Genomic DNA, 26478 nt, shown 5'->3' with positions numbered 1-26478 from the left:
CGACAGCTTCTTGCGGAACACAACCGATCCATCAGCTGCCGCCCCGTGCAGCTGAAAGACGTTCTTTGCCAGATCGATCCCAATGATGGTAACCTTTTCCATGGATGCCTGCCTCTCCTTTGCGTGGCGCTAACGCCACAAACTTGGTCACCTTGCGATGCCGTCGGGAGAAGGCTGGCATCGAGCCCATCAGCAAAAAGGGCGGCGATGAAGCTGGTTATGCGGCTTGGCGCAGCGCGAGCTTCTTGTGCTCGCGCAGGTCGTCCATGTTGATGTATCGGTTGGCCTGCATCCAGTTCTCGTTGGTTTCGACGGCCAGCGCCCTGACGAGGCGCAGGCCACTTTCGGCGTTGGGGAAGATGCGCACGCATAGGTGCGCCTGCGGATTTCCTCATTGAGGCGTTCGAGCATGTTGGTGGACTTCAGGTGCTTATGGTGCTTGTGTGGCATGCAAAAGAAGGTCAGCGTGCGCTCGATGGTCTCCTCCACCCACGTCGTCAGCTTTGGATAGCGGCCCGACAATTTGGACAGCCATGCGGCGAGATCGGCTTTGGCCTCGGCGAGATCGCGCCGGTCGTAAGAGCCATCTGAGTTCCTGCAGGCAGTCGTCGTGCTTCCTCGGCAGGTGATCGAGCGCGTTTCTGAGGACGTCGACGTAGGAGCGTTGCCAGGCCGCTTCGGGATCACCTCGCCGATCGCCGCGACAGGGGCGGGCATGGTCGTCGGTGACGACCAGCTCGACGCACTTGAGGCCGCGCGCCCTCAGCGCGAGTAGGAAGTCCCTCCAGGCCGAGCGGCTCTCGCGATTGGCCATCTCCACGGCCAGGATCTGGCGCCACCCGTCCCATTCGATGCCGACCGCGATCAGCACCGCCTGGCTCGTGACGATGCCGGCCTTGCGCACCTTCTCGTAACGGGCATCGAGGGTCAGATAGGCAAAGGGTTCCTGAAGCGGGCGCTCGGCAGGCCTTCAGGCTCTCGTCCAGCCATTTCGCAAGCGTCGCCACCAAGGCCCGCTCGGATCTGGTAGCACTCGAACAATTCGGTGGAGAAGCGGCCCGCCTGATCCTGCGGAACCCGCAGCTCAAGCTGGCCGACCCCGCGTGACAAGGGTGCGGCCGTAATAGCCTGAGCGATAGCCCAGACGCTCCGGCGTGCGCTCGCTCTTCGAAGCACCCAGCGCCTCGTCCATCTCGGCCTCGAGCACCTCCTGCATCACCGCGCGGATCACCTCGTGCAATCCATCCGGGTTCGAAAGCAGAATGTCTTTGACGGCGGCTATGGCGGATTTATCTTCAGTCTTGGTCATGGTGGCGTTCCTTCGCGGGAATCGGTGACGTGAACAATCACCAGTCTGCCATGACCGCCCCCTCTCAGCGAATTTACAGAACTCTCAGCACACTACCTACGTGGGCGTCCGGAGCGAACATGCTGCGCCCAACTAAGGTGATGGTGGGCCTCACTGCTTGAGTCTTCCACGGCTCCCTCTTTGCTCGCACGGGACACTCGACCAGGACCGGCTGCATTCGCCGCGTCAGACCTTGGACAATGTCGGACGTGAGACACAGCGCTTCAGGGCAACCGCAATGTTCTGAATGATTTTCTCACTTGGCACAACCCATGCAAGGCTATCCGCAACGTGGTGCGGCACGAACTGGGCAGAAATCATCCCATGATCACGCTCGCCGACATGTAGTCGCTACCGCGAAAATGATCTTAACCGAGCCGAAGGAAAACTTTGCGCCTGTTTCTCAGTCGACATCCTCTTCAGGTATCCCCACATGACCGCATTCGATCCGACCTCACGAGAGAAAATAATGCACCAAATCACACCTGAGGATACGGAATACAAGCATCTCATCTATGAGGTGGACCCCGAACAGGTCTGTTGGCTGACGCTGAACCGGCCTGATTTAATTAACGCTATGAACGACCGCATGCTCGCTGAACTCAGGGCGGGCCTACTTCGCGCTGACCATGATAACGATGTGAATGTAGTTGTTATCCGTGGTGCTGGCCACGGATTCTGCGGCGGTCATGACGTAGAAGAGGAACTATCGGACGATCGCTCGTCCATTTACGAATATCGCCTTAGATTTATTCGCCAGTTCGAGGAGTTCACGACGCCGTGGGTTATTGGTAAGCCTGTCATAGCGTCTGTTCATAAGTATGCCATCGGCAAAGGGTTCGAACTTTCGCTCTTTTGCGACGAGTCCATCGTCACTTCGGACACTCGGATGGGCTACGGCCAGCTTCGCTACGGGTTCGCCAGCCATTGCATGTTTATGCCCTGGCTCGTGAACGTAAAGGCAGCGAAGGATCTTCTGCTGACTGGCCGGCTAGTTTCCGGCACGGAAGCCAAGGAATTGGGGCTGGCGACCGAGGTTGTAGCCCCTGAGGAACTTCACGAAGCCACCCGCCGGAAAGCAACGCTCATGGCGCAAATGCCGCGCGAAATACAGCGAATGCACAAGATGTATCTCAATCGCGTTTAAAATTGCAACGTCAGAGGTGGACCGACTACTACCTGGGCTGGTTGTAGGATCCAACCGGTCCGGTCCGTAAATAAGTGGAGTACAACAAGATGACAATTGAGATGAAAGCTTGCTTTGGAAACATTAAATCGCGTACGGAGGACTTGAATGACGACTGCGAGTTCTGCGAGTGTGGTTAAATCCGCACGAGGCTTCCTTGTAAGGACGAACGCTCGGAGGCTGTCGAAAAATGGCGCGGCGAGGCTGTGAGTGCTTCAGTTTCTCTGGAGAGATTGAGAGGCATGCGCGGTGGGGACGAACGGTTTGGTCAGTTGTTCAGGGCGATTGTGAGTGAGACGCTTGCGGCGTTGGAGCGGTACCTGGCGAGGCTGTATTCGCCGATGTTGCGGTCTTCGATTCCGCTGGAAAAGGTGCTGCGACCGATGCTGCTGCAGGCGTTCTACTCGATCCGGTCGGAGCGGCTTTTGATGGAACGGCTGGAATACGACCTTCTGTTCCGCTGGTTCGGCGGTATAGGCATCGATGACGCGGCCTGGGACCATTCGGTTACTCGAAGAACCGCGATCGGTTGCTGGAACGTGACATCGCGGCGAAGTTTTTAGGCCGGTACTGGTGCAGCCCAAGGTGAAGAAGCTTATGTCTACGGACCTCTTCTCGGTCGGCGGCACACTGATCGAGGCGTGGGCATCAATGAAGAGCGTCAAACCAAAGGACGGCTCAAGCGGCGGTCATGGCGAGCCACCGGCTGAAGGGGGCGGGCGAAACGCGGAAGCGGGCTTCCATGGCCACAAGCGCTCTAACGACACACATGCCTCGACCACCGATCCGGATACCCGGCTCTATCGCAAGGGCAAGGCAAGGAGGCCGAGCTACGGTTCATGGGAAGAACCGCCATGGCCTGCTGGTCCACGCCTGCCTGACACTGGCCGACGGACATGCTGAGCGGGTGGCCGCACTGCACATGATCGAGCCTCGCCGATCGGCCATGCTAGGGCTAGGACTACTAGAGGAGCGCACTATTCTATGAAGATCATCGCTATTACGATGTGGCAACTCGATCTGCCACTTATAAGGCCCTATTGGCTGTCGGGTGGCCGCCTGAAGTTCGAAACACTCGACAGCACCTTTGTTCGAGTTGATACCGATGCGGACGTGTCTGGTTGGGGGGAAGGCTGCCCGTGGGGCAACACCTATTTACCGGCCCATGGTCCAGGGATCAGAGCGGGCATAACAACATTAGCGCCTTCATTGCTGGGGCAGGACCCGAGATCGCTTGAAGCGATCAATAGGACTATGGATGTAACCCTTCCCGGTCATCTGTACGTGAAGTCGGCGATCGATATGGCCTGCTGGGACATCTTGGGAAAAGTCACCGGGATGCCGCTATGGCGATTGTTCGGTGGAACTGGGGCAGAGCCGGTCGCAGTTAACTCTTCGATCTCCACCGGCACCAGCGGCGAGATGATCAAGCTCATAAGAAATGCCTATTCGGAGGGCTATCGTACACACTCTGCTAAGGTGGGAGGCAGCGATCCCGCCGCGGATATTGCGCGTATTCAGGCGATTGAAGCCGCGCTGAAACCGGACGAGAAGGTCACCTACGACGTGAATCGAGCCTGGTTGCCGGCCGTTGCGATCCAAGTCCTGAATAACGTGTCCGTACGTGGCTGGATCGAACAGCCTTGCGAGACCCTGCAGCAATGCGCTCAGGTTGCTCGACGAATAAAACAGCCGATCATGCTCGATGAGTGCCTCCATACTTTTGAGGACCATCTGCTGGCTTGGCGCTTGGGTGCCTGCGAGGGCGTCAAGGTGAAGCCCAACCGAGTGGGCGGTCTGACCAAGGCCCGGCAGATTCGGGATTTCGGTGTCTCGGTGGGTTGGCAGATGCACGTTGAGGACCTAGGCGGTTCGGCATTGGCGGATACTGCGGCAGTCCATCTCGCATCATCGACCCCTGCCGAAAACAGGTTGGCCAGCTGGCTCTGCCATCATCACCTTGCGGTCGACCCCGTCCGCGGCCAAGGAGCCAGGAACATCGATGGTTTTGCTGCGCCGCCGACTGCGCCTGGACTTGGCGTGGAGCCGGACATCGCCGCACTTGGGATCCCGGCATCGATTTTCAAGTAAAAAGGAAGCATTATGACCCCGAGGATCACCGGGCATGGTGGATTCGATAAACTCAAGTTACGATCGGATTGGCCGGCCACGGAACTGCTCTTGGACAACTTGGGGCTTGCGGCCTGGATAGCAGGGACGTCGAGGCAGCATGGTACTCAGACACTGTTGAACAGGGCGCTGGTCCCCTGCATCTACTCGATCCTGTGTCGACGTGAACGTCATAAGAGGTTAGCTTGACCACGTCAGCCTGGACACGACCAACCGATATGCGGAGATCAACATCAAGATGAAGCAGGAGGCGTTTGAGGTCCGTCAGGTGCCTTCGACTTCTTTCGGTGGGGCCGCCACCGTGTGTCCCGGATAGTCAGCATCATCGCGCCTCGTGGTCGAAAGTCGCGCGCGACCGGCTTTGGAGCGCTGCACCGGTTATAAAACCAGGTGTAGTCATAGTCATCGGTGTGCGCCGCGCGATATCCCTTGCCACAACAGCGCCAACGTCACGCCCGTGCGCTTCATCTCGCGCGAGATCATCGACCAATCGCGCTCGTCCAGATACCGCGGGGACGGGCGAAACAGAAGCCGCTCACGCGCACCACCGCCGCGGGACACGATCCGACGAAGCCGACAAAGGCGGATTTGTCTATGGGATTCAGTTGGTCGTAGCCGCTATAGGCTTTCCTCTCCCTGTCGGTTTCCAGATTGTGTTGCTTGGCGAACTGTGAGCCGTGCTTGTCGCATATATTAAATCAAGGCCACACAGTGTACTAATTTCCAATATATATTTAATGTATAACTCTTAGATTATGGTGTAATAGCTAACTAGTAGACCGATTAGATCTAAGCCTTCGTCAAATCATGGCTCGTGAAAGGAAGTCCCGTGTCTGCTGTAGATTCTGGGGGAAGTGGCGTGTGTGTCACCCGTTTCCACAACACCGAACGGATCGGATTCATTGGTACCGGAAGCATGGGGCGACCGATGATCGCCAAGCTTTTGGAATCCGGCTATCCGGTAGACGTCTATGACGTTGATCCCGCGGCTGCGAGAGACGTGCTGGAAAAGGGGGCCCGGTGGCATGGCGCACCACGCGACGCGGCCCGCGATTGCGAAATCGTCATCACCTGCCTGCCGCTGCCACACGACGTCTTTGACAACATGACGGGCGAGCAAGGCGCTTTGGCCGGAATGGCACCGGGGAGCGTGTGGATCGATACGTCCACCACCGACTACCACAACACGATGGAGATCGCCCGCCGGGCCGCAGCAATTGGCGTGGATTCACTAGAAGCACCCGTAAGCAACTTGTCCCATATGGGGGTCGATTTTGCCAATGTCAGCTTCTTCGTCGGCGGGCCATCGGAGGCCTATGTTCGTTGCGAGGCGGTGTTGCAAACTATGGGAGCCGTTTCCTTCCATGTCGGAGACATCGGTCAGGGCCAGTCAGTCAAACTGCTGACGAACCTGCTCTTTTACGCTGCAGCCGTTGCGAGCGGCCACGCGCTCTGCCGAAGCGTGCGCGAGGGCATTCCAGCGCAGCAGGCGTGGCGCGAGTTTGTCGCCTCGTCCGCGAACTCCGTTGCGATCGAGCAATTCGTCCCGTTTCTCCTGGATGGTAGCTACGATCGCTCTTGCACTGTGGAGATCACGACGAAAGATATGGGCTTGACCGTTCAACTAGCCGATGAACTCGGTGTAGGACTGCCGATCGGGCGCGCGGTCGAAAAGCGCTACATGGAGGCGGGACGGAAGTTCGACCGCTACGACAGCCATCTGCGAGTCGTCGAACTGGCGGAGGTGGTCTTCGGCGTTCGACTGCAAGTGCCGGGCTATCGAGCGCCATCCAAGTACGGTGCCAACCCGGCGCATCCGCCAGACCAAAAATTCCTGACTGACTCCTTCGGACGGATCAAACCGAAGCGTGATCATGTGTTTCCCCCCGACAACATCCCACTCAGTGACATCCAGATCCGCTTGCTCAACTTGTTGGTCGGCGAGCTCACTCACGTCAATCGCCTGATCCTTGATGAGGCGTTTGATCTTGGGCGAGGCATGGGTCTGCACGATGCCCTCATGTACGACGTTATCACCTGGAGCGTAGGCGCCTCCGCATGGTCAGATAGTCGGGCTCGGCAATACGGCAACGAGGATCTTATTGATCTACCCGGTGCCATTACGCCGCCGCTGACGACCGTAGCGCATCTCATCTGCCCCTAAAAGGAGGAACTGTAATGAACAACCTCGATCAGCAGACAGCACTAGAGCAAGCCGCACGAAAGCGCATCAAGGATTCTCATGCTCTCGACGGCGACATCGCTCGTTTGACCCACTTCTATCGCGGTTGGGCCAATTCGTATGAGTTGGATGTCGGCCGCGACGGGTACTGCGGACCGACGGTGGTTGCGGAATTGGCAGGCACCGTGCAGACAGCCTATTTGGCCAAGCGGCGAGCAGCCATCGCAATCCTGGACGCAGGGTGCGGAACAGGTCTCGTTGGCGTGCAGTTGAAGCGACTTGGCTTCCAGTTACTCGACGGTTGCGACCTCTCGGAGGACATGGCCGAAAAAGCCAGGAAAACTCGCGTCTACCGGCATGTTCAAGGCGGTGTCGATCTTAACGAGCCGCTCTCCGACTACCCGAGTGCGACCTACGATATTACGGTCTGCTGCGGTGTCTTCACGCTTGGTCACATCAGACCGGACGCATTGCGCGAACTCGCTCGCGTCACGCGCCCCGACGGTTTCATCATCGCAAGCACCCGCAAAAGCTATGCGGAGGCCACATCCTTTGAAGATGAGGTGCGTCGTCTGCAGGATGCGGGCGTGTTTGTGACGGCACAGTGTCTAAACAACGGCAGATACATCGCGGAGGAGGGCGCAGACTACTGGGTTTTCCAAGCGACTGATAAGGCAAATGTAACACCGGAGAAGCAGCTATGACCATGCTACCGCAAATCTCACTAGCGAAATTGGCAGCCGATGCAACGCGACACGAAGAGCGCGAGCGCCTGCGCCTGGCCTGCGAGGAGTACGGGTTCTTCTACCTTGAGCACGGCATCCCGAAGGAACAGATCGCAGAAGCGATCCAGGCTTCCCGGCGGTTCTTCGCGCTGCCGCAGGCTGCAAAGGAACGCTACGGTCACTCCGCCCAATACGTGTACCCTGCTACCGCCCGTGGATACAGTCCATTGTATGGCGAGGCTCTACATCCCGAGACCGGCCCCGATCCGAAGGAAATGTTCGACCTCGGAATCGAGAACGAAGGTGACCGGCGTCCGTTTGCTGGTCGCACACGCCTTCCGGATGACGCATTGGCTCCTGGTTTCGCTCGAAGCCTGTTTGCTTTGCAGGCTACCGTGGTCAACGAGGTTGTGCCGCAGCTCGGGACCGCGCTCGCGGACTTGCTCGATATGGAAGAGGGCTGGTTCCGGCGCCATTTCAGCCCGCCGACAGTCCTGCAACGCGTGATCCGATATCCATCTTCTGGCGGCACGGCCGGAAAGCATACCGACAATGGGTTCTTCACGCTCCTGCTGCAGGAGGAACTCCCCACGCGCTCCTTGCAGGTGTGGTTCGGTGAGCGCTGGGTGCCGGCGCCGAGCTTGCCCGACACTCTCGTTGTGAATCTGGGCGACATGCTTCAAGCCTTGAGCGATGACCGTTTCAAGAGTACGCCCCATCAGGTCGTGCACACCGGTCCGGCCGAACGAATTTCGCTTCCGTTCTTTATCTATCCCGACATCGACGCTCGCCTGACTTCCCGGCAGGGAAAGCACACCTTCAGCGTCGCGGAAGTGATGTTACGAAACTTCGACTCGATCTGGGAAACCGGAAATGGCGCCGGACGGGCGCGAGAGTTGCAGTAGCTCGTTCGGTTTCTCCATGTTGCCCCAAAACTGTGGCACCGACGGACCGCAGCGCGATAGAAGATCTCTACCGGCCACGAAAGTCCCGACGAATGGATGAGACGCTGCGACGACACATTAGACCCATGGCAGATGGTCACGGTCGGGTTCATTGAAGCGATAGCTCTCCATGGAACAATGGACGCGCGCGACCCGGACACCTCTGGCGAGCTGGCTTAACCCACCGGTTCCCGGATGGGCGTCAGACACATTGACTGCTATGGCCCTCCGCGCCTCCAATTGGAGTCGCTCCCGACATCGAAAGTCTCGCGAGCCGGTATCGCCGGTCTCGTTGACTTGAGGAGCAATTATGAGCCTGAAAAAATTCATGCGTGCCGTCGTCCTCACTGGGCACGGGGGTCTTGACAAACTGGTATACCGAGAAGACTGGCCAGTTCCGAGGCCCCGCGCCGGGGAAGTGCTCGTCGAGGTCGGCGCATGCGGCCTGAACAACGCAGACATCAACACTCGCACGGCGTGGTATTCGAAGCGTGTCACTGACGGCATTACGCCGGCTACCGGGAGCGCCGGATTTGCCGAGGCTCAGTTGGACACCGGCAGTTGGGGAGGCTCTGCGATAAGCTTCCCACTTATTCAAGGTTCTGACGTCGCGGGCAAGATAGTCGCCGTCGGCAGTGGCGTGAGTTCTACTCGGATTGGCGAAAGGGTCATCGTAGATCCCTGGCTTCTCGGATCAGGAGACTGGATGAATCCTTCGGGCACCATCTACCTCGGATCGGAATGCGACGGTGGCTTTTCTGAGTTCACGACTGTACATTCGGAAAACGCGCTTCGCGTTGAATGCGATTTTTCCGACGCCCAACTCGCAACGTTCCCTTGCGCCTACGCCACGGCCGAGAATCTGGTGGCGCGAACAGGCCTGAGACCCGGAGAAACCGTCGTCATCGCCGGCGCTTCGGGGGGCGTGGGAACTGCTGCCATCCAATTATGCCGATTGCGCGGAGCCCGGATCATTGCCATTGCAGCCCGGTCCAAATCAAGCGTTTTGAGGGAGCTTGGTGCCGACACCGTGGTGGATCGCGAGACACCGGAAATGGCCGAAGCGATCCGAACGGCGGCTGATGGCGACGTTGACGTCGCGCTCGACGTTGTCGGAGGCCGTACCTTTCACCATCTCGTCGGTGCCTTGCGCCGGGGTGGACGGTATTCGAGCTCTGGCGCCATTTCGGGACCGATAGTCGATTTTGACCTCAGGCAACTCATCTACAAGGACCTTCAACTCACCGGCGCGACCATCGTGCCTCCAGGAACGGCAAGGCGATTGATCGATCTAATTGAACGTGGCTTGCTTAGGCCTCTTGTTGCAGCGGAGTATGCGCTGGCGGATCTTGCAAAGGCACAGCAGGCTTTTATGGAAAAGGCCCACGTTGGCAACATAGTAGTTACTGTCTGATGTAATCGGCGGGCGTAGGAAACCTACGGCGCATCAGCAGAACGCGCAGCACACGATCAAGTCGTATCGTGGTGTGTAGAGATTGTCGCACCGCGGTTTATAGTTCAGACGATACGCCATGTACCAGGGTTAGACTCGCTACAGAAGGATAGACCAAAGCCTGGTCACCTTCTATTTGCGCACTGATATTTCCGCACTCTTAGCTCTCAATAGAGCACAAGCTCTTCTAATTTCAATTTCGCAGCTCTGGTACTCCTAATCCGAAGACGCAAAAAGGCTGCTGTGGAAATCATTTCACTCCTTCTCGCCACTGGAGAACCACCGATGCAGTATCCCACGGACTTGACCGATGCTCTGGAATTCATTTGGGGCGAGGGTATCCTTTCGCCGGGCGGGCCGGAAGAGGTCGCGCAGATGCTGGAGGGCATTGACCTTTCCGGCCGCCGGGTGCTCGACATCGGTTCCGGCCTAGGCGGCATCGACGTGCTGCTGGCGACCCAGCATGGCGCGGCCGCGGTCCTCGGCATCGATGTCGAACCGCAGTTGATCGAATCCGCCCGCGATCTGGCGGCGATGAAGGGGCTTGCTAAGCGCGTCACCTTCCAACTGGTCATGCCCGGTAAGCTCCCGTTTAAGGATGCCAGCTTCGACGTTGTCTTCTCCAAGGATTCGCTCTTACACATCGCCGACAAGCCGACGCTCTATCAAGAACTCCTGCGCGTGCTGACGCCCGGTGGCTGGTTCATTGCCGCGGATTGGCTCTGGTCGCAAAACGCCGCCGAGAGCGCAGTCGTGATTGCCTGGCTCTCGAAGCTGCAATTAAAATTCGCCTTCACGCAGCCAGCGGAGGCCCTCCAGGCTCTCATCGACGCGGGTTTCGCCGAACCCAAGGTCACCGATCACCGTCGTGAGCTGCAGGAGGCCAACCGCATCGAGGTTGCGCTACTCGAAGGTCCGGCGCGCCAGAAGCTAGCGGCAATCGTCGGCAAGGAAGTCGCGGAAAGCCGACTCGCCAGCGCCAAGGGCCGCCAGGCGGCGCTTGACTCCGGCCGCCTCATCCCCTGCCATCTCAGGGGCCGCCGGCCGACCTAGATGCCGGTCCGGAGCGGAGCGGCTAGCATGCGAGTTAGTGGAGCTCGAGACGCGATTTATAAGAAAGACGATCGTTCCGCTGGTGTCGTGCCTCAGCCGTGGGCGTGAACACGCGCTGCGACGCTGTGTTGCCACCTATATCGCGGCAATCGCCGACCAAGTAGAACTGGCTGTGTTGCGATCACGCTCAATGCTGACGCCCCAGTTAGCTACTCGGCCATTTGTCTTCCATTCGAAGAAATGTCAGCCGGTTTGGCGCCAGTGACTTGTCAACCGGACGTTGCGAAGTAGATTCTTGAGTTCAGGGCGTACGTATGCCGTATTTCCGCCGAAAAGGAACTTGCCGACGGGCCAAACTTTTCGGATGATCCGAACCAACAAGGAGATGACCTGAACGAACATGAAGTTGGTAACCATCCTAATTGGCGAAGGATTCCCGCTTCTCTCGCTTTCCCTCGTCACCGAACCATTGAGGTTGGCGAACCGGGAAAGCCATCGACCAGTCTTCCGCTGGCGCATTCTGAGCATAGACGGAATGCCCCCGCGGTCGTCTTCGGGCCATTCACTGGAGATCCAAGGCGGACTCGATGAACAGGCGACGGATGCAGTGATCCTGCTGGCTTCCTACGCCCCGGACCGTATGAAGACCGATGCGGTATTGAGTTGGCTGAGGCGCCGGGCGCGGTCTGGTTGCCTGATGGGCTGCGTCGATACCGGAGCTCTCATCTTCGCCGAAGCGGGCTTGCTCGACAGACGGCCTGCCGCCGCACACCATGAGGCGATCGTCGGATTCCGTGAAAGCCGTGGTGAAGCCTTCTTCGCCGATCGCCTGTTCGATCTCGACAACGATCGCTGTTCAAGCGCGGGTGGAGTGGTAACGATGGACATGACTCTGGCCATGATTGCCCATTTCGAAAACAAGCGGCTGGCACGGCGCGTCGCAGAAATCCTGAATTATCGACCTCTGGAATCGGAACGGGCGGATGGATCCTTTGGGTTTGACTGGTCGATTCCTCGCCTCGACCGGATGCTCGCGAAAGCTATCGACATGATGCTTGGGAACATGGAATCGCCCCTTCCGATCAAGGAGATCGCCAACCGCCTCGAGGCCAAGGAATGGAAGCTCCGTCGGCTGTTCCAGCGGCACCTTAGGCGATCGCCGCAAGCGTACTACCTCGAACTACGCTTGGATCGGGCTCGCAATCTGTTGCGGAATTCACAACAGCGGGTGGGCAACATCGCACTGATGTGCGGGTTCCCGGCAAGCGAAAGCCTGAGCCGTGCCTATCGGAAACGGTTCAAGGTGGCTCCGAGCCGCGACAGATCGCTCTATGAGCAGCCGGAGAGGACCGGCGACTTTCGCTCGGAAACATTGAGGCCCCTGTCCTCGAACGAGGCAGAGTAAATCAAGCCCGGCGAGACATACATCGCGCAAGCAGCGCACAGTTGGTGTGACCGCGACAGTTCCTCAAACAAAAAGGTTTCATCGAAAGGGATAGAAGGCACGCCTCGGTAACGGTGATGACTTCGGTGTCAACCAAGCCTATTTGGCAGTGCGAACTGTGTGCGCCAGCCGGTTCAACAAGACCACCCTGGAACTCCAGGGGACTGGTCTAAGGGGCGTTGCGCATTCCAGCGGCGCGAGATGTTCGGCGAATCCGAGTCCTGCCTTCCGGTTCGTCAGCTTCAACAATTCCCACCAGTTCGGCGGTGAGCGACAGCGAGCCAAGCGAGAAGCCTTGGCCACCTACACTGGTACGACCTTATGTTCAAACAGGTCATATTTTTGTTTGTTGGGATCAAACGTGGTGTCGAGCCGAACATTATGCTCCAGGCAAGCTTCTTCTCGTCGGAAACCAGATGACACAGCCCCTCGATGCCCTCTTCCGCCCCAAGTCCGTGGCGTTCATAGGGGGCAGCAATCTCAATCCGGCATTGAAGTACCACCGCGACCTCGGCTTCTCAGGGGACACCTGGGTGGTGAATCCCAAATACGAGACCCTACAGGGATTTCCGTGCTTCCCCTCGATTGAGGCGCTTCCGCAGGCGCCTGACCTGGCTTTCATCGCAATCCGTCGCGAAGCCGCGCTGGAAGCGGTCGGATCCCTCCGTATCAAAGGCTGCAGAGCAATCGTTTGCAACGCCGCCGGATTCGCCGAGACGGGGGCTGACGGTGTCAACCTGCAGGCGGAACTCGTCGCCGCGGCTGGCGACATGGCCATGCTCGGCCCCAACGCCGTCGGACTGGTCAACTTCGTCGATCCGGTGGCAGCCATGATGGACCAGTTCGGTGTTCACTCGGTCGAGAAGGGCGTCGCCGTCGTCAGCCAGGGCGGTGGTCTTCTATGCGACGCGGTATTCTCCGATCGAGGTCTGCCGATCACGCATCTTGTCGGTGGCGGCAATCAGGCGGTAACCGGCATGGAAGCCTGCGTCGACTACCTGCTCGAAGATCCACGCGTTACCGCCATAGGCCTGTCTTTCGAAAGCCTTCGGGATGTCTCGGTTCTCCGCAAGGCCGCGGTGAAGGCGCTCGAGCTCAGCAAGCCGATCGTCGCCATCAAGTTCGGCAAGACGCCTGCAGGCGCGCAGGCGGCAGCTTCCCATACCGCGTCGATGACTGGCGCAGGGGCTGCCTGGGATGCCCTCTTCGACAGGCTGGGCATCATCTCCGCCAACTCGGAATCGGAGTTCTTCGAGACGCTGAAGCTGTTCCATTCGGGGCAGGTGCCCAAGGGACGCAGGGTTCTCGTGACGGCTGTGTCCGGGGTGCTGGGCGTGATGCTCGCCGACCACCTCAGTGCCGCAGGATTCGAGCTTCCTCAGCCGACCGGGGACCGGCTCGCCCGCCTGCGGGAAGTCCTTCCGTCGATGGCAACGCCTGGCAATCCGCAGGATGTCACCATGGGCGCCTGGAACGACAAGGAGCGTCAGACGGCCATCTACTCGGCGCTGCTCGACGAAGGCTACGACGCTGCCCTGATGGTGCAGAACTATCCTCGTGAAGGCATGTGGGACATCAGCGAATACGCCGCGCAAGTCGAAGCTCTCGGCGGGGCCTGCATAGGGCGGGACGTCGCAGCCATGCAGTTGGCCCCCATGATCGACTGCTTCCCGGCCCACGCCCGCGATCACACCCAGAGCCTCGGCCTTGCCGCCATGCAGGGCCTGGAGGAGTGCATGCGTGCGATGTCGCACGCTGTTTGGTGGCGCGAGCGCCGCGAAGAGCTGAATGCCGCAGGTCTGGGGCGGCTGACCGCGGCACCGTCGATCGTTCCTGAAGCCGGCACCTATCAAGATGAGGCGTCAGCCAAGTCGATGCTGGCGGGGGCTGGAGTGCGTGTTCCCAAGTCGACAGTCTGCAATTCCGAGAAGGCCCACGAAGTCGCCGCCGAAATCGGCTTCCCGGTCGTTCTCAAAGCTCTTGACTCCCGCCTCCTTCATAAGACAGAGGTCGGTGCGGTTTGCATCGGCTTGTTCTCGACTCAGGACGTGCGGGACGCGGTCGAGAAGATGCGATCGGACATGGGTCGCCTCGCACCAAACATTCCATTGGACCTCGTCCTCGTAGAGGCGATGGCGGCGAACACCGTTGCCGAGGTCTTGGCTTCCGTGACTTACGATCCATCCGTCGGTCCCGTCATGATGATCGCCGGCGGCGGAGTGGAAGCCGAGCTCTGGAACGACAGCACTTTGGTCGCCGCGCCTTTCCGACGGGAAGAACTCTCGCGTGCCTTGGATCGCCTGAAGGTGGCAGAGCGTCTCAAGGGATGGCGAGGCCGTCCCGCAGGCGACCGCGAGGCGCTGCTCGACACGCTGGAGGCCCTAGGCCTCTTCGCCATCGCCGAAGGCGCGGAGGAAATCGAAATCAACCCGATCCTGGTCGGCCGAGAAGGCGCGCTTGCCGTGGACGCGGTCCTGAAGCTTGCACACCGCAAGAAGTGTGTTGCCTAACACCAAGGGGGAAGTCCATGCAGGGTATCACGCCTGAAACCACCGATTACAAGCACCTTGTCTACGAGGTGGACTCTGAGCACGTCTGCTGGCTGACGCTAAACAGACCGGAGAAGCTGAATGCGATGAACCTGACGCTTATCGCCGAACTACAGGCGGGCCTTCTCCGCGCTGACCGCGACGACAATGTCAATGTTATCGTCATCCGCGGCAATGGCCGGGGATTTTGCGCCGGACACGATCTTGACGAAGACGCTGCGGAAGACCGCACGTCGATCTACGAGTACCGCGCCCACTACATCCATCAGTTCGAGGAGTTCACCACCCCCTGGACCGTCACAAAGCCGGTCATAGCCTCGATTCACAAATACGCCATCGGCAAGGGGTTCGAGCTCTCTCTGTTCTGCGACGTCTCGATCGTCACCTCGGACGCCCGACTGGGCTACAACGAGGTCCGCTACGGCGTGTCCGGGCACTGCATGTTCCTGCCTTGGGTGGTGAACATGAAGGCCGCCAAGGACCTCCTCCTGACTGGCCGGGAGCTGACGGCCGCCCAGGCGAAGGAAATGGGTCTGGTCACCGAGGTGGTCGAGCCGGACCACCTCGCGGAGGCAACCCGCCGGAAGGCCACCCTGATGGCGCGTATGCCGCGCGAGATGCAGCGGATGCACAAGATGTATCTGAACCGCGTGTACGAGATGCAGGGGCTCAGGACAGCGACGGACTATTACCTCGAGCAGGTTGCGATAATGGGCGCACAGCCCGTGCCCGAATACGCGGAGTTCATCCGGATGACTGCCGAGAAGGGACTCCGGGCCGCCCTCGATCACGCCAATGCTCGTTACCAAGAGTTGGGCTGATGGACTTCTCGCTGACCGAAGAGCAGGAGATGCTTTCCAAGACGGTTCGTAACTTCTGCCAAACCGAACTCATCCCACATGAAGCGTTGCTGGAGCGGACGAGTGAACTGCCGCGCGAACTGGAACTCGACATCCGCCGCAAGGCGATGGCACTCGGACTTCACGCCTGCAATATGCCCGAAAGCGTGGGCGGAGCTGCACTGGACTGCGTGTCCTTCACGCTCGTCGAGAAAGGGCTGTCACGAGCATCCCTGGCCTTGGCCGAGTGTGTTCGTAGGCCGAACAACATCCTCGCGGCGTGCCGAGGAGAGCAGGTCGCCCACTTCCTCGAACCCGTGATGCGGGGCGAGAAGCGGGAATGCATCGCCATGACCGAGCCGGACGCGGGCTCCGATCTCAAGGGCATGAAGACCCGCGCCGTCAAGGACGGCCGCGACTGGATCATCACCGGGACGAAGCACTTCATCTCGAATGCGCAGAATTCCGATTTCGTGATCCTGTTCGCGGCGACCGGGGAGGACGAGACGTCGAGTGGTCGCCGCAAGCGCATCTCGTGCTTTCTCGTCGACCTTGACACCCCCGGTCTCGAAGTCGGGACGGGCTATGACCACATGGGGCACCGCGGCTATTACAACAACATCCTAAACTTCGACAGCGTCCGCGTCGGCGACTGGCAGATGGTCGGCGGCGAAGGCGAGGGTTTTAAGGTGGTGAGTGACTGGCTCGGGCCGGGCCGCCTGACCGTGGCGGCGGTATGTGTTGCCCGTGCGGAGCGTGCTTTCGAGGTCGCTGTCGACTTCGCGGCCCAGCGAAAACAGTTCGGGCAGCCGATCGGCAAATTCCAGGGAATCAGCTTCCCGCTCGCCGACATGGCGACCGACATCCGCATTGGCGACCTTCTGCTGATGAACACGGCGTGGAAGGTGGACCAGAAGGCGCCGACGATCGCTGAGGACTGCGCCATGGCGAAGGTCTGGTGCTCCGAGATGCTCGGGCGCGTGGCCGATCAGGCCATCCAGACCTGCGGCGGCATGGGGGTGATGGCCGACCTGCCGCTCGAACGTATCTTCCGTGACGCTCGCGTCGAGCGCATCTGGGAGGGGACCTCCGAGATACAGCGTCACATCATCAGCCGACAGCTCATGCGTGCGAGAGGAGCCTGAACATGACGGCGAAAACGATGACGGCCGTGCACCTCGTCGGCCACGGCGGCCTCGACAAGCTGGTCCTTCGCGACGACGTTGCCGTTCGCCTGCCTGGTCCCGGCGAGGTTCTCGTCAACGTGACTGCCGCTGGCGTGAACAACACGGACATCAACACCCGCACCGGCTGGTACAACAAGCAGGTTAGTTCGGGCACCACGGCGGAAGGCGGCAAGAGCGGTTTCGGGGTGGCAGAGAAGGGCACGGGTGACTGGGAAGGCGGGCTCACGTTCCCGCGCATCCAGGGGGCCGACGCCGTTGGCTACATCGTGGCCGTCGGCGAGGGCGTGGAGGCGGGCCGGATTGGTGAACGTGTCGTCTGCGATCCTTACATCCGCGATCCGGAAGATGCCGAAGGACTCGACAGCGCCGGCTTCTTGGGGTCCGAGCACGACGGCGCGTTCGCCCAGTTCACCACCGTCCCGTCCGTGAATGCCGTCTCTGTCCCCAAGGACTTTCCGCTTTCAGATGCGGCTCTTGCCACTGTTCCATGCTCGGGCGGCACAGCCATGAACATGCTCTCGATAGCGGGCGCGAAGGCAGGCGATCTTGCGCTCGTCACAGGCGCCTCTGGCGGCGTCGGCTCATTCCTGGTGCAGATCCTCAAGGCTCTTGGCGCGACCGCCATTGCAGTCGCAGGCAAGTCGAAGATGGCGGACGTTTCCGAACTGGGCACCGATCACGTGATTGATCGCGACACACCAGACCTCGTCTCCGCGGTGTTGGAGATCACGGGCGGGAGGAAGCTTAGCCTTGTGGCAGACGTGGTCGGCGGCGACCGGTTCCCTGATCTCCTGAAGCTGCTGCGCCGTGGCGGTCGCTACGTGACGGCAGGGGCCATCGGCGGCCCCAAGGTCAATCTCGACCTGCGGACGCTCTATCTCAAGAACCTGTCATTGTTTGGTTCCACAGTCTATCTGCGCGACACGTTCCCGCGGCTCATCGATCTGGTCGTCTCCGGCCAGATCAAACCGTTCAGCACGAAGTCCTGGCCTCTGGATCAGATCCACGCCGCTCAGTCGGAGTTCTTCGAGAAGAAACACGTCGGCAGCTTCGTCCTCATGCCCCCCAAAGTGGAGGCGTAGTAGTGAAGATCACCGGACCACGGCCTACCTGGTCCTCGTCGACGAGTGGGGCCTCGAATACGATGTCGCCGCCTAGCTACTACCTGCCGCGGAAGCCCCAGAAGGCACGCGCGGGTCTAGACCTAATCGCCCCGATCCTTCTAGGCGCTGACCCACGGAACCACCGCGCACGGATGGAGGAGGTCGCTTTCGCGATTCGCGGACACAAGCCGACGAAGTCGGTCATCGACATGGCTCTCTGGGACCTGGTCGGCACGGCCAGGTGTTTGCCGCTGGTCGACCTCTGCGACGAACAGCTTGCCGAGATCGCTGACTTCCGCGCGCAGGGCTATAAGCTCTTCCAAATCAAGCTCGGCGACCATTCGCCCCGGGAGGAAATCGCGCGCATCCGGGCCTGCCAGGGCGACATCCGCGAAGGCGAGCGCTGCTGGTTCGACGCCAACCGCGCGTGGATCATCGACCAAGCCATGCGCATCATACCGCTATGCCGCGACATCGCGCCTCTCTTTAAGCAGCCCTGCGAACCCTATGAGGAGTGCCTGAGGGTCGCCCGTCATACGGGCATGGGGCTCATGCTCAACGACGCCATCGAGGACCAGCCGAGTTTCATCCGGGCCGCCCGTAACGGCATAATCAATGTCGCGGTCCTCAAGAAGATGGGTTCGACGGGTGGTATCTCGCAGCGCCGCCATCTGACCGAGCTTGCCTACGTCTCGGCATCCGCATGCGGATCGAAGAGTTCTGCGGCACAGGCCCGTCTGGCCGAATCGCCCATATCGCTCGGGCCTGCTGGAGGTGGCCTGCTTCCGCCTGTAGATTACGACCTGCCGGAAGTCCCGGTGGTGAAGAACCCGTTCGAGGTTGTGGACGGTTCGCGTCAAGGTTCCCAACGCTGCGGTCCAGGCCTTGGCGTGGTCGACCTGGACGTCCTTCGAGATCCGATCATGGAGTGGTGTGCGTGAGCTCCCCGGTTAAGATAGATAGACGCGGCCGCGTACTCGAGATCGTTCTCGACCGGCCGAAGGCGAACGCCATCAACGCCGCGACGTCGAAGGAGCTGGGCGAGGCCTTCCGCACGCTTAACGAAGACGACAGCCTTTCGGTTGCTATCCTCACAGGGGGCGGCGACAGGTTCTTTTCTGCGGGCTGGGACCTCAAGGCGGCCGCCGAGGGCGAAGCGCCGGACGCCGACCATGGCATCGGCGGGTTCGCTGGCCTCACGGAGTACTGGGCCCTGAAGAAGCCCGTCATCGCGGCGGTGAACGGGCTGGCACTCGGCGGCGGGTTCGAGCTTGCACTGGCTGCCGACCTGATCGTCGCGGCCTCCCATGCTAAGTTCGGCCTCACCGAAGCGGCCATCGGTCTCATCGCCGATGCTGGTGGCGTGATCCGTCTTCCGCGCCGGCTCCCACGGCCCATAGCAATGGAGATGCTGTTCTCCGGAAGGCAAGTCAGCGCGCACATGCTGGAGAGCTGGGGTCTCGTGAATGAGGTCGTGCCCGCCGGCCAGCTGATGTCGGCCGCGCATGAGCTTGCCGATCGGATCGCCGCATCGGCGCCTCTCTCGTTGCAGGCAATCAAGGAGATCGACCGAGCGACCGAAGGCCACGGCGAACGGGAAGCCTACCGGATCATGCGCGAGGCCGATCTGCCCGTGTACCGGCGCGTCTATGCAAGCGAGGACGCAGCCGAAGGAATGGCAGCTCTATCGGAGAAGCGCGCACCCAACTGGAAAGGACGCTGACAATGGCGGAAGTCTATGATGCCCCGTTGCCTTGGACAGGCGATATCGAATCGCCGCTTACGCTGTTCCGAGCGCAAGTCCGGGAAGAGTGGATCGACGTCTTCCAGCACGTGAATGTCGCGCATTACCTGACCATAGGTGACCATGCGAACTGGGGTTTTTGGAACTGGCTGAACGGTCCTGACAGCACGATGGAAGTACGCGATGGCCATGAGTACGTCATCGTCGAAAACCACGTCCACTACATCGGCGAGCTGGCATTGGGTACGCCGATCCATGTGACCACCCAGCTCATCGGCGTGGACAACAAGCGCTTCGTCCTCTTCCACCACATCTGGAAGTCGGAGACGAACGAGCTGGCAGCCACGAACGAGGTGAAGTGTCTCGGTTTCAACCTGACAGAGCGGCGGCCGGAGAACTGGCGACCTCTCGTCGCAGAGAGGCTCGAACTGATCATGCAGTCCCAGACTGGACAGGAAGTTCCCGCGGTCGCCGGACAGGGCATCGTCCTGAAGAAGAGGTGATCCGATGCGCATTGAGAGGATAACGCTCTACTCCGTGCCGATCGACGTCGGCATGGAGCTCACGCGGTATGTGTCGAGCCAGTCAATGAATCCGGCGCTCGATATCCTCGTGGTCAAGATTGAAACCGATGGCGGTCTCGTCGGCTGGGGCGAAGTTTCCTCGGCGCCCCCTTATTATCTGCCGGAACTCTCGGCAGGCGCTCGCGAGGGCATCCGACACGTTTCCCCGGTGGTGCTGGGCCGCGATCCGCGACAGGTCGCGGCCATCTTGAGGGACGTGTCAGCAGCCCTCAGAGGGCATGGCAACGCCAAGACAGCGCTGGAGATGGGGCTGTGGGATCTCGCAGCGAAGGCACACGGCCTTCCGCTCATTGACCTCTGGGGCGGGCGCGTATCGGATTCCGTGCCGGTTCTCGCCGTGGTCCGCATCGGAACGCGCGACCAGACGCTTGCCGCCTTCGAAAGGGAGCGTAAGAGGGGATACTCGCGCTTCCAGATCAAAGTCGGAGCAGGCGAGGTACATGAGGATATCGAGACCATCCGGATGGTCGAAGAGATAGCGCTTCCTCATGAGCGTATCTGGTACGACCCGAACCGCGGCTGGCTCGTCGATGACACGATCCGCGTGATCAACACGTTGCGCGAGCTCTCGCCGATGATCGAGAATCCCTGCGACACCTACGAGGAGTGCCGGACGGTCGCCCAGCGCACCAGTGTCCGGATCATGCTCGACGAGGTGCTCGACAGCCCGCGGCGCCTTCTCGAGGCGGTGGAGAACCAGGTTCTGGACGTCGCCTCGCTGAAGACCTCCTGCATCGGCGGCATTGAGGCCACCCGGCAGGCGATGTCGCTTGCCAGAATTCTCGGAGTGCCTGTCCGGATCGAGGACTACTACGGGTCGGGAATTTTGCTCGCCGCGGTGACGCACCTGGCGCACACGCTGCCCCGCAATCTCGTCTTCGGACTGTATGACTACGTCAGCGACGACCTTCCCCTCGTGAAGAACCCACTTCGTGTCGTCAACGGAGAAATCCGGCTTCCCGACAACTGCGGACCGGGGCTTGGCGTCGAAGTTAACGAGGCGATCCTTGGTGATCCCGTCGTGGTTCTGGGGGCCAGCCTGCATCACGGGACGGCTTCGGGCAGGGATCATCCAGCAGCTGTCCAATCCGATTCCGGGAGTCATTCATGACCCTACTAGGATCCCCGCAGAGGTCCGGCGTGCGATCGCGACCGGCCCGCTGTACACTTTCCGGCGGCTTGGCGAGCAGCCCGCCGAAGACAGGCTGGAGGCCTACCCGGTCAATTTCGCCAATGGCTCGCGTAACCGCATGCACGTGCACAAGGTCGATCATCCTGATCGCCGTCTAGGGCGGGACGGAGTTGGTATGCGTCGTGTCATGGAGGCGGGAGACATAGCCATGATCCCCGCGGGGCATCCACTCTGGCACGGACGAGTGTCCCTCGTGCACATCACCACCTCCAAGATCGGTGAAGAGATCATGATCGTGCTCGGAGCCGCTCGCGGATGAAGACAGCCCTGACAGGGATCAAGGTAATCGACATTTCTGTCAACGCGCCTGGACCGTTCGCGTCGATGGTGCTCGCGGACATGGGAGCGGAAGTCATTGCGGTCGTAAACCCGACGCAGGCGAAGCCAGATTATGCGGGAGCCGCCGACGACCCGATGCTCGCTGGACGCGGAGGTCCGAACGACGCGTTGGCCAGGGGCAAGTCGCGGCTTCCGCTGAACCTGAAGTCGGAAGAGGGGCGTGCCGACCTCCTGCAACTCGTCCGGACTGCGGACGTCTTTATCAGCGAGATGCGTCCAGGAAAGCTTGAGGCGCTCGGGCTCGGATGGGACGTTCTCGGCTCGGAGAACCCGCACCTCATAGTATGCGAGATCAAGGGCTACGGCAGTAAGGCACCGCATGCGACGCGGGCAGGCCACGACATCAATTACCTAGCGTTGTCCGGCGCGCTCTCCTTGATCCGCGACCGGCAGGGCAAGCCGGTCGCCCCCCAGAACATCATCGGCGATTATGCGGCAGGGGGTACCCTCGCCGTCTGCGCGATCCTGGCCGCACTGCTCGAACGCGGGCGCACGGACCGGGGGCAGCGCATCTGCCTCTCGATGACGGACGGCGTCCGATATCTTTTGTCGGACATCTCGGCTGCGACGGTGCTCGGCGGTCACCCGGAGGAATCCTGGCGTGAATCCTTGAGCGGCGGGATGCCTACCTACGACACCTATGCGACCTCTGACGGCCGCTGGCTCGCGGCCGGTGCGCTGGAGCCGAAGTTCATTGCGGAGATCGGGCGGAAGCTCGGCTGGCCCGAACTAACCGGATTGATGGAGCGCAAGGAAGGCTGGCCGGAGGCAAGAAAAGGCCTGACGGAGCGTTTCAAGGCTCGAACGTTGGACGATTGGAGCAGAGTCTTCGCGAATAGCGACGCATGTGTGACCCCGGTCCTTTCATTGGCGGACGCCCATCCTGACGGCATGCCAGAGCTGGCCGACGTGGCGGGAGAGCGCGCGAGATCGCAGGAAGCGACCGAGGGCTCATCGTGAGGGGACACAGAATGAGGGAAAAATGAATTTCGCGCGTTACGATTTGAGACAATGTGCTCAAGATCAGATCACCGAGATCATACTCACATAAGGTTGATGGATTCGACGAGGTTGACCAACTACAGACGCGGGCAATGACATGAGTGCTTTCATAGCTTGCGACCTAGTCGCCAGTCTGCCTGCAGGTTTAACGGACGGGGCACTGGCATGTTGCCGTCGGCATGCAGAGGATTCGGATCAGCATTCACGAGCATCAGGCGATTGTGAAGGCGGGGACGAACTACGAACACGGACCCGACAGGATGGCGGCCAAAGGCGAGCACGGCTCTACCCATTCGCATAAGGTTTGGAAAGCCGACGTCATGAAAGAGCGCTATCGGCTCGTCGATAAGGTCGCCCGAAGCACTGTCACCACCCCGCCTGACAAAATTGCGGATGAAATTGACAACGCCGCTTATCCGATTATCGGTCGTAATGGTGTGGAATATTACTTAGAACAATGGCCAAAGACATGCCGCGTGCGTTCGAGACACTCCTGGAAAAGCTGTCGGAGAGTGTCGACGAAACAGATTTCCGGGAAGCCTTGGCCAGCGTTGTCTCGGGACTTGATCTACTCACGTTTGCCTATTTATCCCTGCCGTCGCGACCTTCCGGGGAGCCCAAGCTGATCTCCAATTATCCGCCCACTTGGACCGCGCACTATTTCCGAAACCAGTATCAGAGAGTCGATCCCGTCATCATGCGTGCGCGCCTTGCCGGTTGCCCCTTCCTATGGGATTCGGATCTTCGTGGCGTTGAAACATCGCAGGTTCAGCAAAGGCTATTCGTTGAAGCGGCAGAGTTCGGCATCTGCTGTGGGTTGACGATCCCAATTGTTGATCGCAGGGGACGTGCTGCAGCTATGACCTTTGCCGCGCGTGAGCTGTCGGATTTGCTGCGCGTTGCCGAGCGGTATGAGCAGGCGCTCCAACTGATTGCAACGTGCTTTCACGTTTATGTTCGGCGCAAACTCTCGGCCAATCCAATGGTAGACGGCATTTTGCTGACACAACGTGAATATGAGTGCCTGCAGTGGGCGGCGCGCGGCAAGTCCGCCTCGGACACAGCCTGCATCTTGGGTATCAAGTCGCGCACTGTCGCTTTTCATCTGGATAATGCCAGGAACAAGCTCGGCGTGCGCACAAAAGACCAGGCTGTAGCGCTGCTAGCCTCATCACGATCTTCGCTTCTCTAAAAAACGGACGTGCCTTTGGTGCCCTATGCTTGGCAGAGGCTGTTTCGGTCGGTGCACTCGTGCAGAGCGCAGGCGTCATTCCTGCCGGCTCTCATGCCGCAACTTAATCGCATCCGGTGGCATTGCAAGCCTGCCCGCGAATCCGCGAATCGTGGGTCCTTGGAGTTATTCAGGCGGCGAGGACTTCATCAATGTTTCTCGCGTGTGGCCCTGTCTTTGCCGCGCGGCACAAAGGACGTTGATGGCGCACCGTTCTCGATAGCGGCTAGCGGATAACGTCCGGTTCCTCTCGCAATGAGCATGCCGCATCCCGCGTCCATGGCTGTCCTAGCTGCTATTAACTTTGTCACCATGCCACCCGAACTATGGCGGGCGTGGGAATGACCCGCCATGGCCTCTATCTCGGGGGTGATGCATCGTACCTCTGTCACCAGACGAGCCAACGGATTGTGATATGGGTCTTCGGTGAACAGGCCATCTACGTTAGAAAGCAGAACGAGAACGTCAGCGTTCACCATCTGTGCGACCCGTGCCGCCAGCCGGTCATTGTCGCCAAAGCAGATCTCCGCCGTTGCAGTCGTGTCGTTCTCATTGATGATGGGTACGGCGCCAATTTTGAGAAGTTGCTGAAGGGTCGACAATGCATTATGGCGGCGATGCTGGTTCTCCATATCTTCACCGGTCAATAACATTTGGCCCACGGCGAAGCCGTGGCGCTTTAAACTCTGTTCGTAGGCAAGCATAAGTCGAACCTGACCAATCGCAGCCGCCGTTTGCTTCTCCTCAATTCGCAGCGGTCTGCCCAAACCGTCGAATTTACCAGATCCAAGCGCGACAGCACCGGATGTGACGATGATCACCTGCTGCCCTCGTGCGAAAAGGCGCGCGATATCTGCTATCAGCGTTTCAAGCCAATCACTGCGTATACCGCCGGTTTCTTCATCGACAAGCAGTGCTGAGCCAATCTTGACGACCAGCCGATGAGCCGAAAGCAATCGGACCGGTGTTGTCGTTGCTGCCATTGGGTGTCGCTGCAGTGACAGTGAAGACACCATTTCCACTCTCTTCTTGGCGATACAGTGAGCTGTGTGGCGTCACGAGGACAACCAGCGTCAGCTTCTTTTGACGGATCTAGGAGTTGCGGCCACGCCCTAAATCTGGTGAGGAACCTACCACCCCTGGCGATTGGCGGTCATGAAGATTGTGTAAACTTGTTGTAGCGGCAGTTCACGATTCGTCACCGTCGGGGAACATGATTCGCTTCGCACTGAAGGGCATTGGCCGCAGCCTAAGCAGGACGGACGAGGCCATTCTCGATGCGACCGGCAACGAGGTGGGGCGGGTGCTATTTGCGCGGATGGATGGTCTGCACCCGCAGGTGGGGCGGCCATCTATGCAAGGAGCCAACCGTAGATTCGCTTGCGCAGCTTCACCCCAGCAAACTACTTCTGAGGTTTGAGATGCCCGCGGGCCGACCAAGTGGATTCGCCGTCTCTTCCGCGCTCAACCAGCTTTGCGGCATGATGTGCGTGAAGAACAAGGCCGCCAGGCCGAACGCGGATCAGTCAGCCTGCCGACTAGCTTGGCCGTGCTCGGTCTCATACGTTCGCCCGAGGCGTGACGGAGCGCACAGCTCCATCATTCAGCGGCGAACAGTTCCTTGTAGCCGGTCGTCACCATCCAGTTCGCCCGATCGATATGGCAGCGGACAGCGTTGCGGGCACGCACCGGTTCAAGAGCCGGGTCGATGCCGAGAATGAGATCTGCCATCTCCTCTGCGCTGGCATTGTCGGCACAAGCGTCCAGGATTCTCAGATACACGTTGAAATGCTGCCTGTCGTAGGCCGTGAGGCTGTCCGACCAGGGGACCTCGTCGCGCAGTGCCGAGCTTTGAGTCCCATCTGTTCCCGTCGATCGATTCATCTCTGCCGCGAACCTCGCATGTTAATAGCTGGACTCAAGACAGCATATCCCAAAATGGGATAATCCGGAACCGGGATTAGTGGCTGAGCCGGTCTTTACCTGACCGGTTCGCCTACATGCCCAAATCACTTCGATCTGCCCGCCACCAGCGGTTTCTGGCCCAGTTGATATCGCTGCGCAAGGCCAAAGGCATGACCCAGGCGCAGGTAGCCGAGAAGCTTGGCCGGCCGCAATCCTTCGTGGCCAAGTATGAAGGTGGGGAGCGGCGTCTCGATGTCATTGAGTTCCTCGACGTAGCTGCAGTGCTTGACACCGACCCGTGCGAAATTCTGTTGAGCCTGCGAACGTAGCTGGGCCAG

Annotated in this window: 21 protein-coding genes and 3 pseudogenes; 20 read left to right on the top strand and 4 right to left on the bottom strand. The window is 59.9% G+C overall.

The window, feature by feature from the left end:
• Positions 1-102 (bottom strand): annotated as a pseudogene (locus AC0L18_RS10500) (IS110 family transposase); the annotation flags it as partial.
• A gap of 115 nt (positions 103-217) precedes the next feature.
• Positions 218-1309: pseudogene (locus AC0L18_RS10495) on the bottom strand (IS256 family transposase).
• Positions 1310-1781: 472 nt separating this feature from the next.
• On the opposite strand from AC0L18_RS10495, the gene AC0L18_RS10490 reads away from it, so the two are divergent.
• From AC0L18_RS10490 to AC0L18_RS10400, 19 genes and pseudogenes are all read left to right on the top strand, one after another.
• Entirely contained in the window at positions 1782-2495 is a 714-nt protein-coding gene (locus tag AC0L18_RS10490) for an enoyl-CoA hydratase/isomerase family protein (protein ID WP_473492060.1), read from the top strand.
• A 281-nt stretch (positions 2496-2776) separates the two neighbouring features.
• Positions 2777-3498, top strand: a pseudogene (locus AC0L18_RS10485) (transposase); the annotation flags it as partial.
• 20 nt (positions 3499-3518) lie between these two features.
• Positions 3519-4625, top strand: coding sequence for a mandelate racemase/muconate lactonizing enzyme family protein (locus AC0L18_RS10480; protein ID WP_473492059.1), 1107 nt, complete (start codon positions 3519-3521; stop codon positions 4623-4625).
• A gap of 853 nt (positions 4626-5478) precedes the next feature.
• Positions 5479-6828 carry an NAD(P)-binding domain-containing protein gene (locus AC0L18_RS10475; protein WP_473492057.1) on the top strand — a complete coding sequence of 450 codons (1350 nt, stop codon included), beginning with the start codon at positions 5479-5481 and terminating at the stop codon, positions 6826-6828.
• 14 nt (positions 6829-6842) lie between these two features.
• Positions 6843-7550, top strand: coding sequence for a class I SAM-dependent DNA methyltransferase (locus AC0L18_RS10470; RefSeq protein ID WP_473492055.1), 708 nt, complete (start codon positions 6843-6845; stop codon positions 7548-7550).
• The gene (locus AC0L18_RS10465) at positions 7547-8476 is read left to right on the top strand and encodes an isopenicillin N synthase family dioxygenase (protein ID WP_473492054.1); all 930 of its coding nucleotides are present in this window, start codon (positions 7547-7549) and stop codon (positions 8474-8476) included. The genes AC0L18_RS10470 and AC0L18_RS10465 overlap by 4 nt, the downstream gene beginning before the upstream one ends.
• A gap of 349 nt (positions 8477-8825) precedes the next feature.
• On the top strand, positions 8826-9929 hold the full coding sequence (locus tag AC0L18_RS10460; RefSeq protein ID WP_473492052.1) for an alcohol dehydrogenase family protein: 1104 nt from the start codon (positions 8826-8828) through the stop codon (positions 9927-9929).
• Between the two features lie 324 nt (positions 9930-10253).
• On the top strand, positions 10254-11021 hold the full coding sequence (locus tag AC0L18_RS10455; RefSeq protein ID WP_473492051.1) for a methyltransferase domain-containing protein: 768 nt from the start codon (positions 10254-10256) through the stop codon (positions 11019-11021).
• Between the two features lie 400 nt (positions 11022-11421).
• Positions 11422-12426, top strand: coding sequence for a GlxA family transcriptional regulator (locus AC0L18_RS10450; protein WP_473492049.1), 1005 nt, complete (start codon positions 11422-11424; stop codon positions 12424-12426).
• Between the two features lie 455 nt (positions 12427-12881).
• Entirely contained in the window at positions 12882-14975 is a 2094-nt protein-coding gene (locus AC0L18_RS10445; RefSeq protein ID WP_473492048.1) for an acetate--CoA ligase family protein, read from the top strand.
• 17 nt (positions 14976-14992) lie between these two features.
• Positions 14993-15835, top strand: coding sequence for an enoyl-CoA hydratase/isomerase family protein (locus AC0L18_RS10440; protein WP_473492047.1), 843 nt, complete (start codon positions 14993-14995; stop codon positions 15833-15835).
• A complete protein-coding gene (locus AC0L18_RS10435; protein ID WP_473492045.1) occupies positions 15835-16998 on the top strand; it encodes an acyl-CoA dehydrogenase family protein in 1164 nt (387 codons plus the stop codon). The genes AC0L18_RS10440 and AC0L18_RS10435 overlap by 1 nt, the downstream gene beginning before the upstream one ends.
• 2 nt (positions 16999-17000) lie before the next feature.
• Positions 17001-18122, top strand: a complete 1122-nt coding sequence (locus tag AC0L18_RS10430; protein WP_473492043.1) for a zinc-binding dehydrogenase — start codon at positions 17001-17003, stop codon at positions 18120-18122.
• Between the two features lie 62 nt (positions 18123-18184).
• Complete coding sequence (locus AC0L18_RS10425; RefSeq protein WP_473492076.1) at positions 18185-19084, top strand: enolase C-terminal domain-like protein; 900 nt, start codon at positions 18185-18187, stop codon at positions 19082-19084.
• Positions 19081-19866, top strand: coding sequence for an enoyl-CoA hydratase-related protein (locus AC0L18_RS10420; protein ID WP_473492041.1), 786 nt, complete (start codon positions 19081-19083; stop codon positions 19864-19866). Before AC0L18_RS10425 ends, AC0L18_RS10420 begins: the two co-directional genes overlap by 4 nt.
• Before the next feature lie 2 nt (positions 19867-19868).
• Positions 19869-20390, top strand: coding sequence for an acyl-CoA thioesterase (locus tag AC0L18_RS10415; RefSeq protein WP_473492040.1), 522 nt, complete (start codon positions 19869-19871; stop codon positions 20388-20390).
• A 4-nt stretch (positions 20391-20394) separates the two neighbouring features.
• Positions 20395-21582, top strand: coding sequence for a mandelate racemase/muconate lactonizing enzyme family protein (locus AC0L18_RS10410; protein WP_473492039.1), 1188 nt, complete (start codon positions 20395-20397; stop codon positions 21580-21582).
• Between the two features lie 336 nt (positions 21583-21918).
• Positions 21919-22962, top strand: a complete 1044-nt coding sequence (locus AC0L18_RS10405) for a CaiB/BaiF CoA transferase family protein (RefSeq protein ID WP_473492037.1) — start codon at positions 21919-21921, stop codon at positions 22960-22962.
• Positions 22963-23473: 511 nt separating this feature from the next.
• Entirely contained in the window at positions 23474-24196 is a 723-nt protein-coding gene (locus tag AC0L18_RS10400) for a LuxR family transcriptional regulator (RefSeq protein WP_473492075.1), read from the top strand.
• A 188-nt stretch (positions 24197-24384) separates the two neighbouring features.
• Here AC0L18_RS10400 and proB read toward each other — a convergent pair whose 3' ends face one another.
• Entirely contained in the window at positions 24385-25218 is an 834-nt protein-coding gene (proB, locus tag AC0L18_RS10395; RefSeq protein ID WP_473492036.1) for a glutamate 5-kinase, read from the bottom strand.
• A 616-nt stretch (positions 25219-25834) separates the two neighbouring features.
• Positions 25835-26119 carry a DNA -binding domain-containing protein gene (locus tag AC0L18_RS10390; RefSeq protein ID WP_473492034.1) on the bottom strand — a complete coding sequence of 95 codons (285 nt, stop codon included), beginning with the start codon at positions 26117-26119 and terminating at the stop codon, positions 25835-25837.
• Between the two features lie 116 nt (positions 26120-26235).
• On the opposite strand from AC0L18_RS10390, the gene AC0L18_RS10385 reads away from it, so the two are divergent.
• Complete coding sequence (locus tag AC0L18_RS10385; RefSeq protein WP_473492032.1) at positions 26236-26469, top strand: helix-turn-helix domain-containing protein; 234 nt, start codon at positions 26236-26238, stop codon at positions 26467-26469.
• Positions 26470-26478 lie beyond the last annotated feature (9 nt).

The sequence above is a fragment of the Mesorhizobium sp. WSM4819 genome (assembly GCF_055811215.1).
This window is presented reverse-complemented; position numbering and strand designations above follow the sequence as displayed.

What these genes read in the sequence shown, in the direction of transcription:
- AC0L18_RS10490 (WP_473492060.1), top strand. Translation starts at nt 1,782, where the DNA reads ATGACCGCATTCGATCCGACCTCACGAGAGAAAATAATGCACCAAATC.
- AC0L18_RS10480 (WP_473492059.1), top strand. Translation starts at nt 3,519, where the DNA reads ATGAAGATCATCGCTATTACGATGTGGCAACTCGATCTGCCACTTATA.
- AC0L18_RS10470 (WP_473492055.1), top strand. Translation starts at nt 6,843, where the DNA reads ATGAACAACCTCGATCAGCAGACAGCACTAGAGCAAGCCGCACGAAAG.
- AC0L18_RS10465 (WP_473492054.1), top strand. Translation starts at nt 7,547, where the DNA reads ATGACCATGCTACCGCAAATCTCACTAGCGAAATTGGCAGCCGATGCA.
- AC0L18_RS10460 (WP_473492052.1), top strand. Translation starts at nt 8,826, where the DNA reads ATGAGCCTGAAAAAATTCATGCGTGCCGTCGTCCTCACTGGGCACGGG.
- AC0L18_RS10455 (WP_473492051.1), top strand. Translation starts at nt 10,254, where the DNA reads ATGCAGTATCCCACGGACTTGACCGATGCTCTGGAATTCATTTGGGGC.
- AC0L18_RS10450 (WP_473492049.1), top strand. Translation starts at nt 11,422, where the DNA reads ATGAAGTTGGTAACCATCCTAATTGGCGAAGGATTCCCGCTTCTCTCG.
- AC0L18_RS10445 (WP_473492048.1), top strand. Translation starts at nt 12,882, where the DNA reads ATGACACAGCCCCTCGATGCCCTCTTCCGCCCCAAGTCCGTGGCGTTC.
- AC0L18_RS10440 (WP_473492047.1), top strand. Translation starts at nt 14,993, where the DNA reads ATGCAGGGTATCACGCCTGAAACCACCGATTACAAGCACCTTGTCTAC.
- AC0L18_RS10435 (WP_473492045.1), top strand. Translation starts at nt 15,835, where the DNA reads ATGGACTTCTCGCTGACCGAAGAGCAGGAGATGCTTTCCAAGACGGTT.
- AC0L18_RS10430 (WP_473492043.1), top strand. Translation starts at nt 17,001, where the DNA reads ATGACGGCGAAAACGATGACGGCCGTGCACCTCGTCGGCCACGGCGGC.
- AC0L18_RS10425 (WP_473492076.1), top strand. Translation starts at nt 18,185, where the DNA reads ATGTCGCCGCCTAGCTACTACCTGCCGCGGAAGCCCCAGAAGGCACGC.
- AC0L18_RS10415 (WP_473492040.1), top strand. Translation starts at nt 19,869, where the DNA reads ATGGCGGAAGTCTATGATGCCCCGTTGCCTTGGACAGGCGATATCGAA.
- AC0L18_RS10410 (WP_473492039.1), top strand. Translation starts at nt 20,395, where the DNA reads ATGCGCATTGAGAGGATAACGCTCTACTCCGTGCCGATCGACGTCGGC.
- AC0L18_RS10405 (WP_473492037.1), top strand. Translation starts at nt 21,919, where the DNA reads ATGAAGACAGCCCTGACAGGGATCAAGGTAATCGACATTTCTGTCAAC.
- AC0L18_RS10400 (WP_473492075.1), top strand. Translation starts at nt 23,474, where the DNA reads ATGCCGCGTGCGTTCGAGACACTCCTGGAAAAGCTGTCGGAGAGTGTC.
- proB (WP_473492036.1), bottom strand. Translation starts at nt 25,218, where the DNA reads ATGGCAGCAACGACAACACCGGTCCGATTGCTTTCGGCTCATCGGCTG.
- AC0L18_RS10390 (WP_473492034.1), bottom strand. Translation starts at nt 26,119, where the DNA reads ATGAATCGATCGACGGGAACAGATGGGACTCAAAGCTCGGCACTGCGC.
- AC0L18_RS10385 (WP_473492032.1), top strand. Translation starts at nt 26,236, where the DNA reads ATGCCCAAATCACTTCGATCTGCCCGCCACCAGCGGTTTCTGGCCCAG.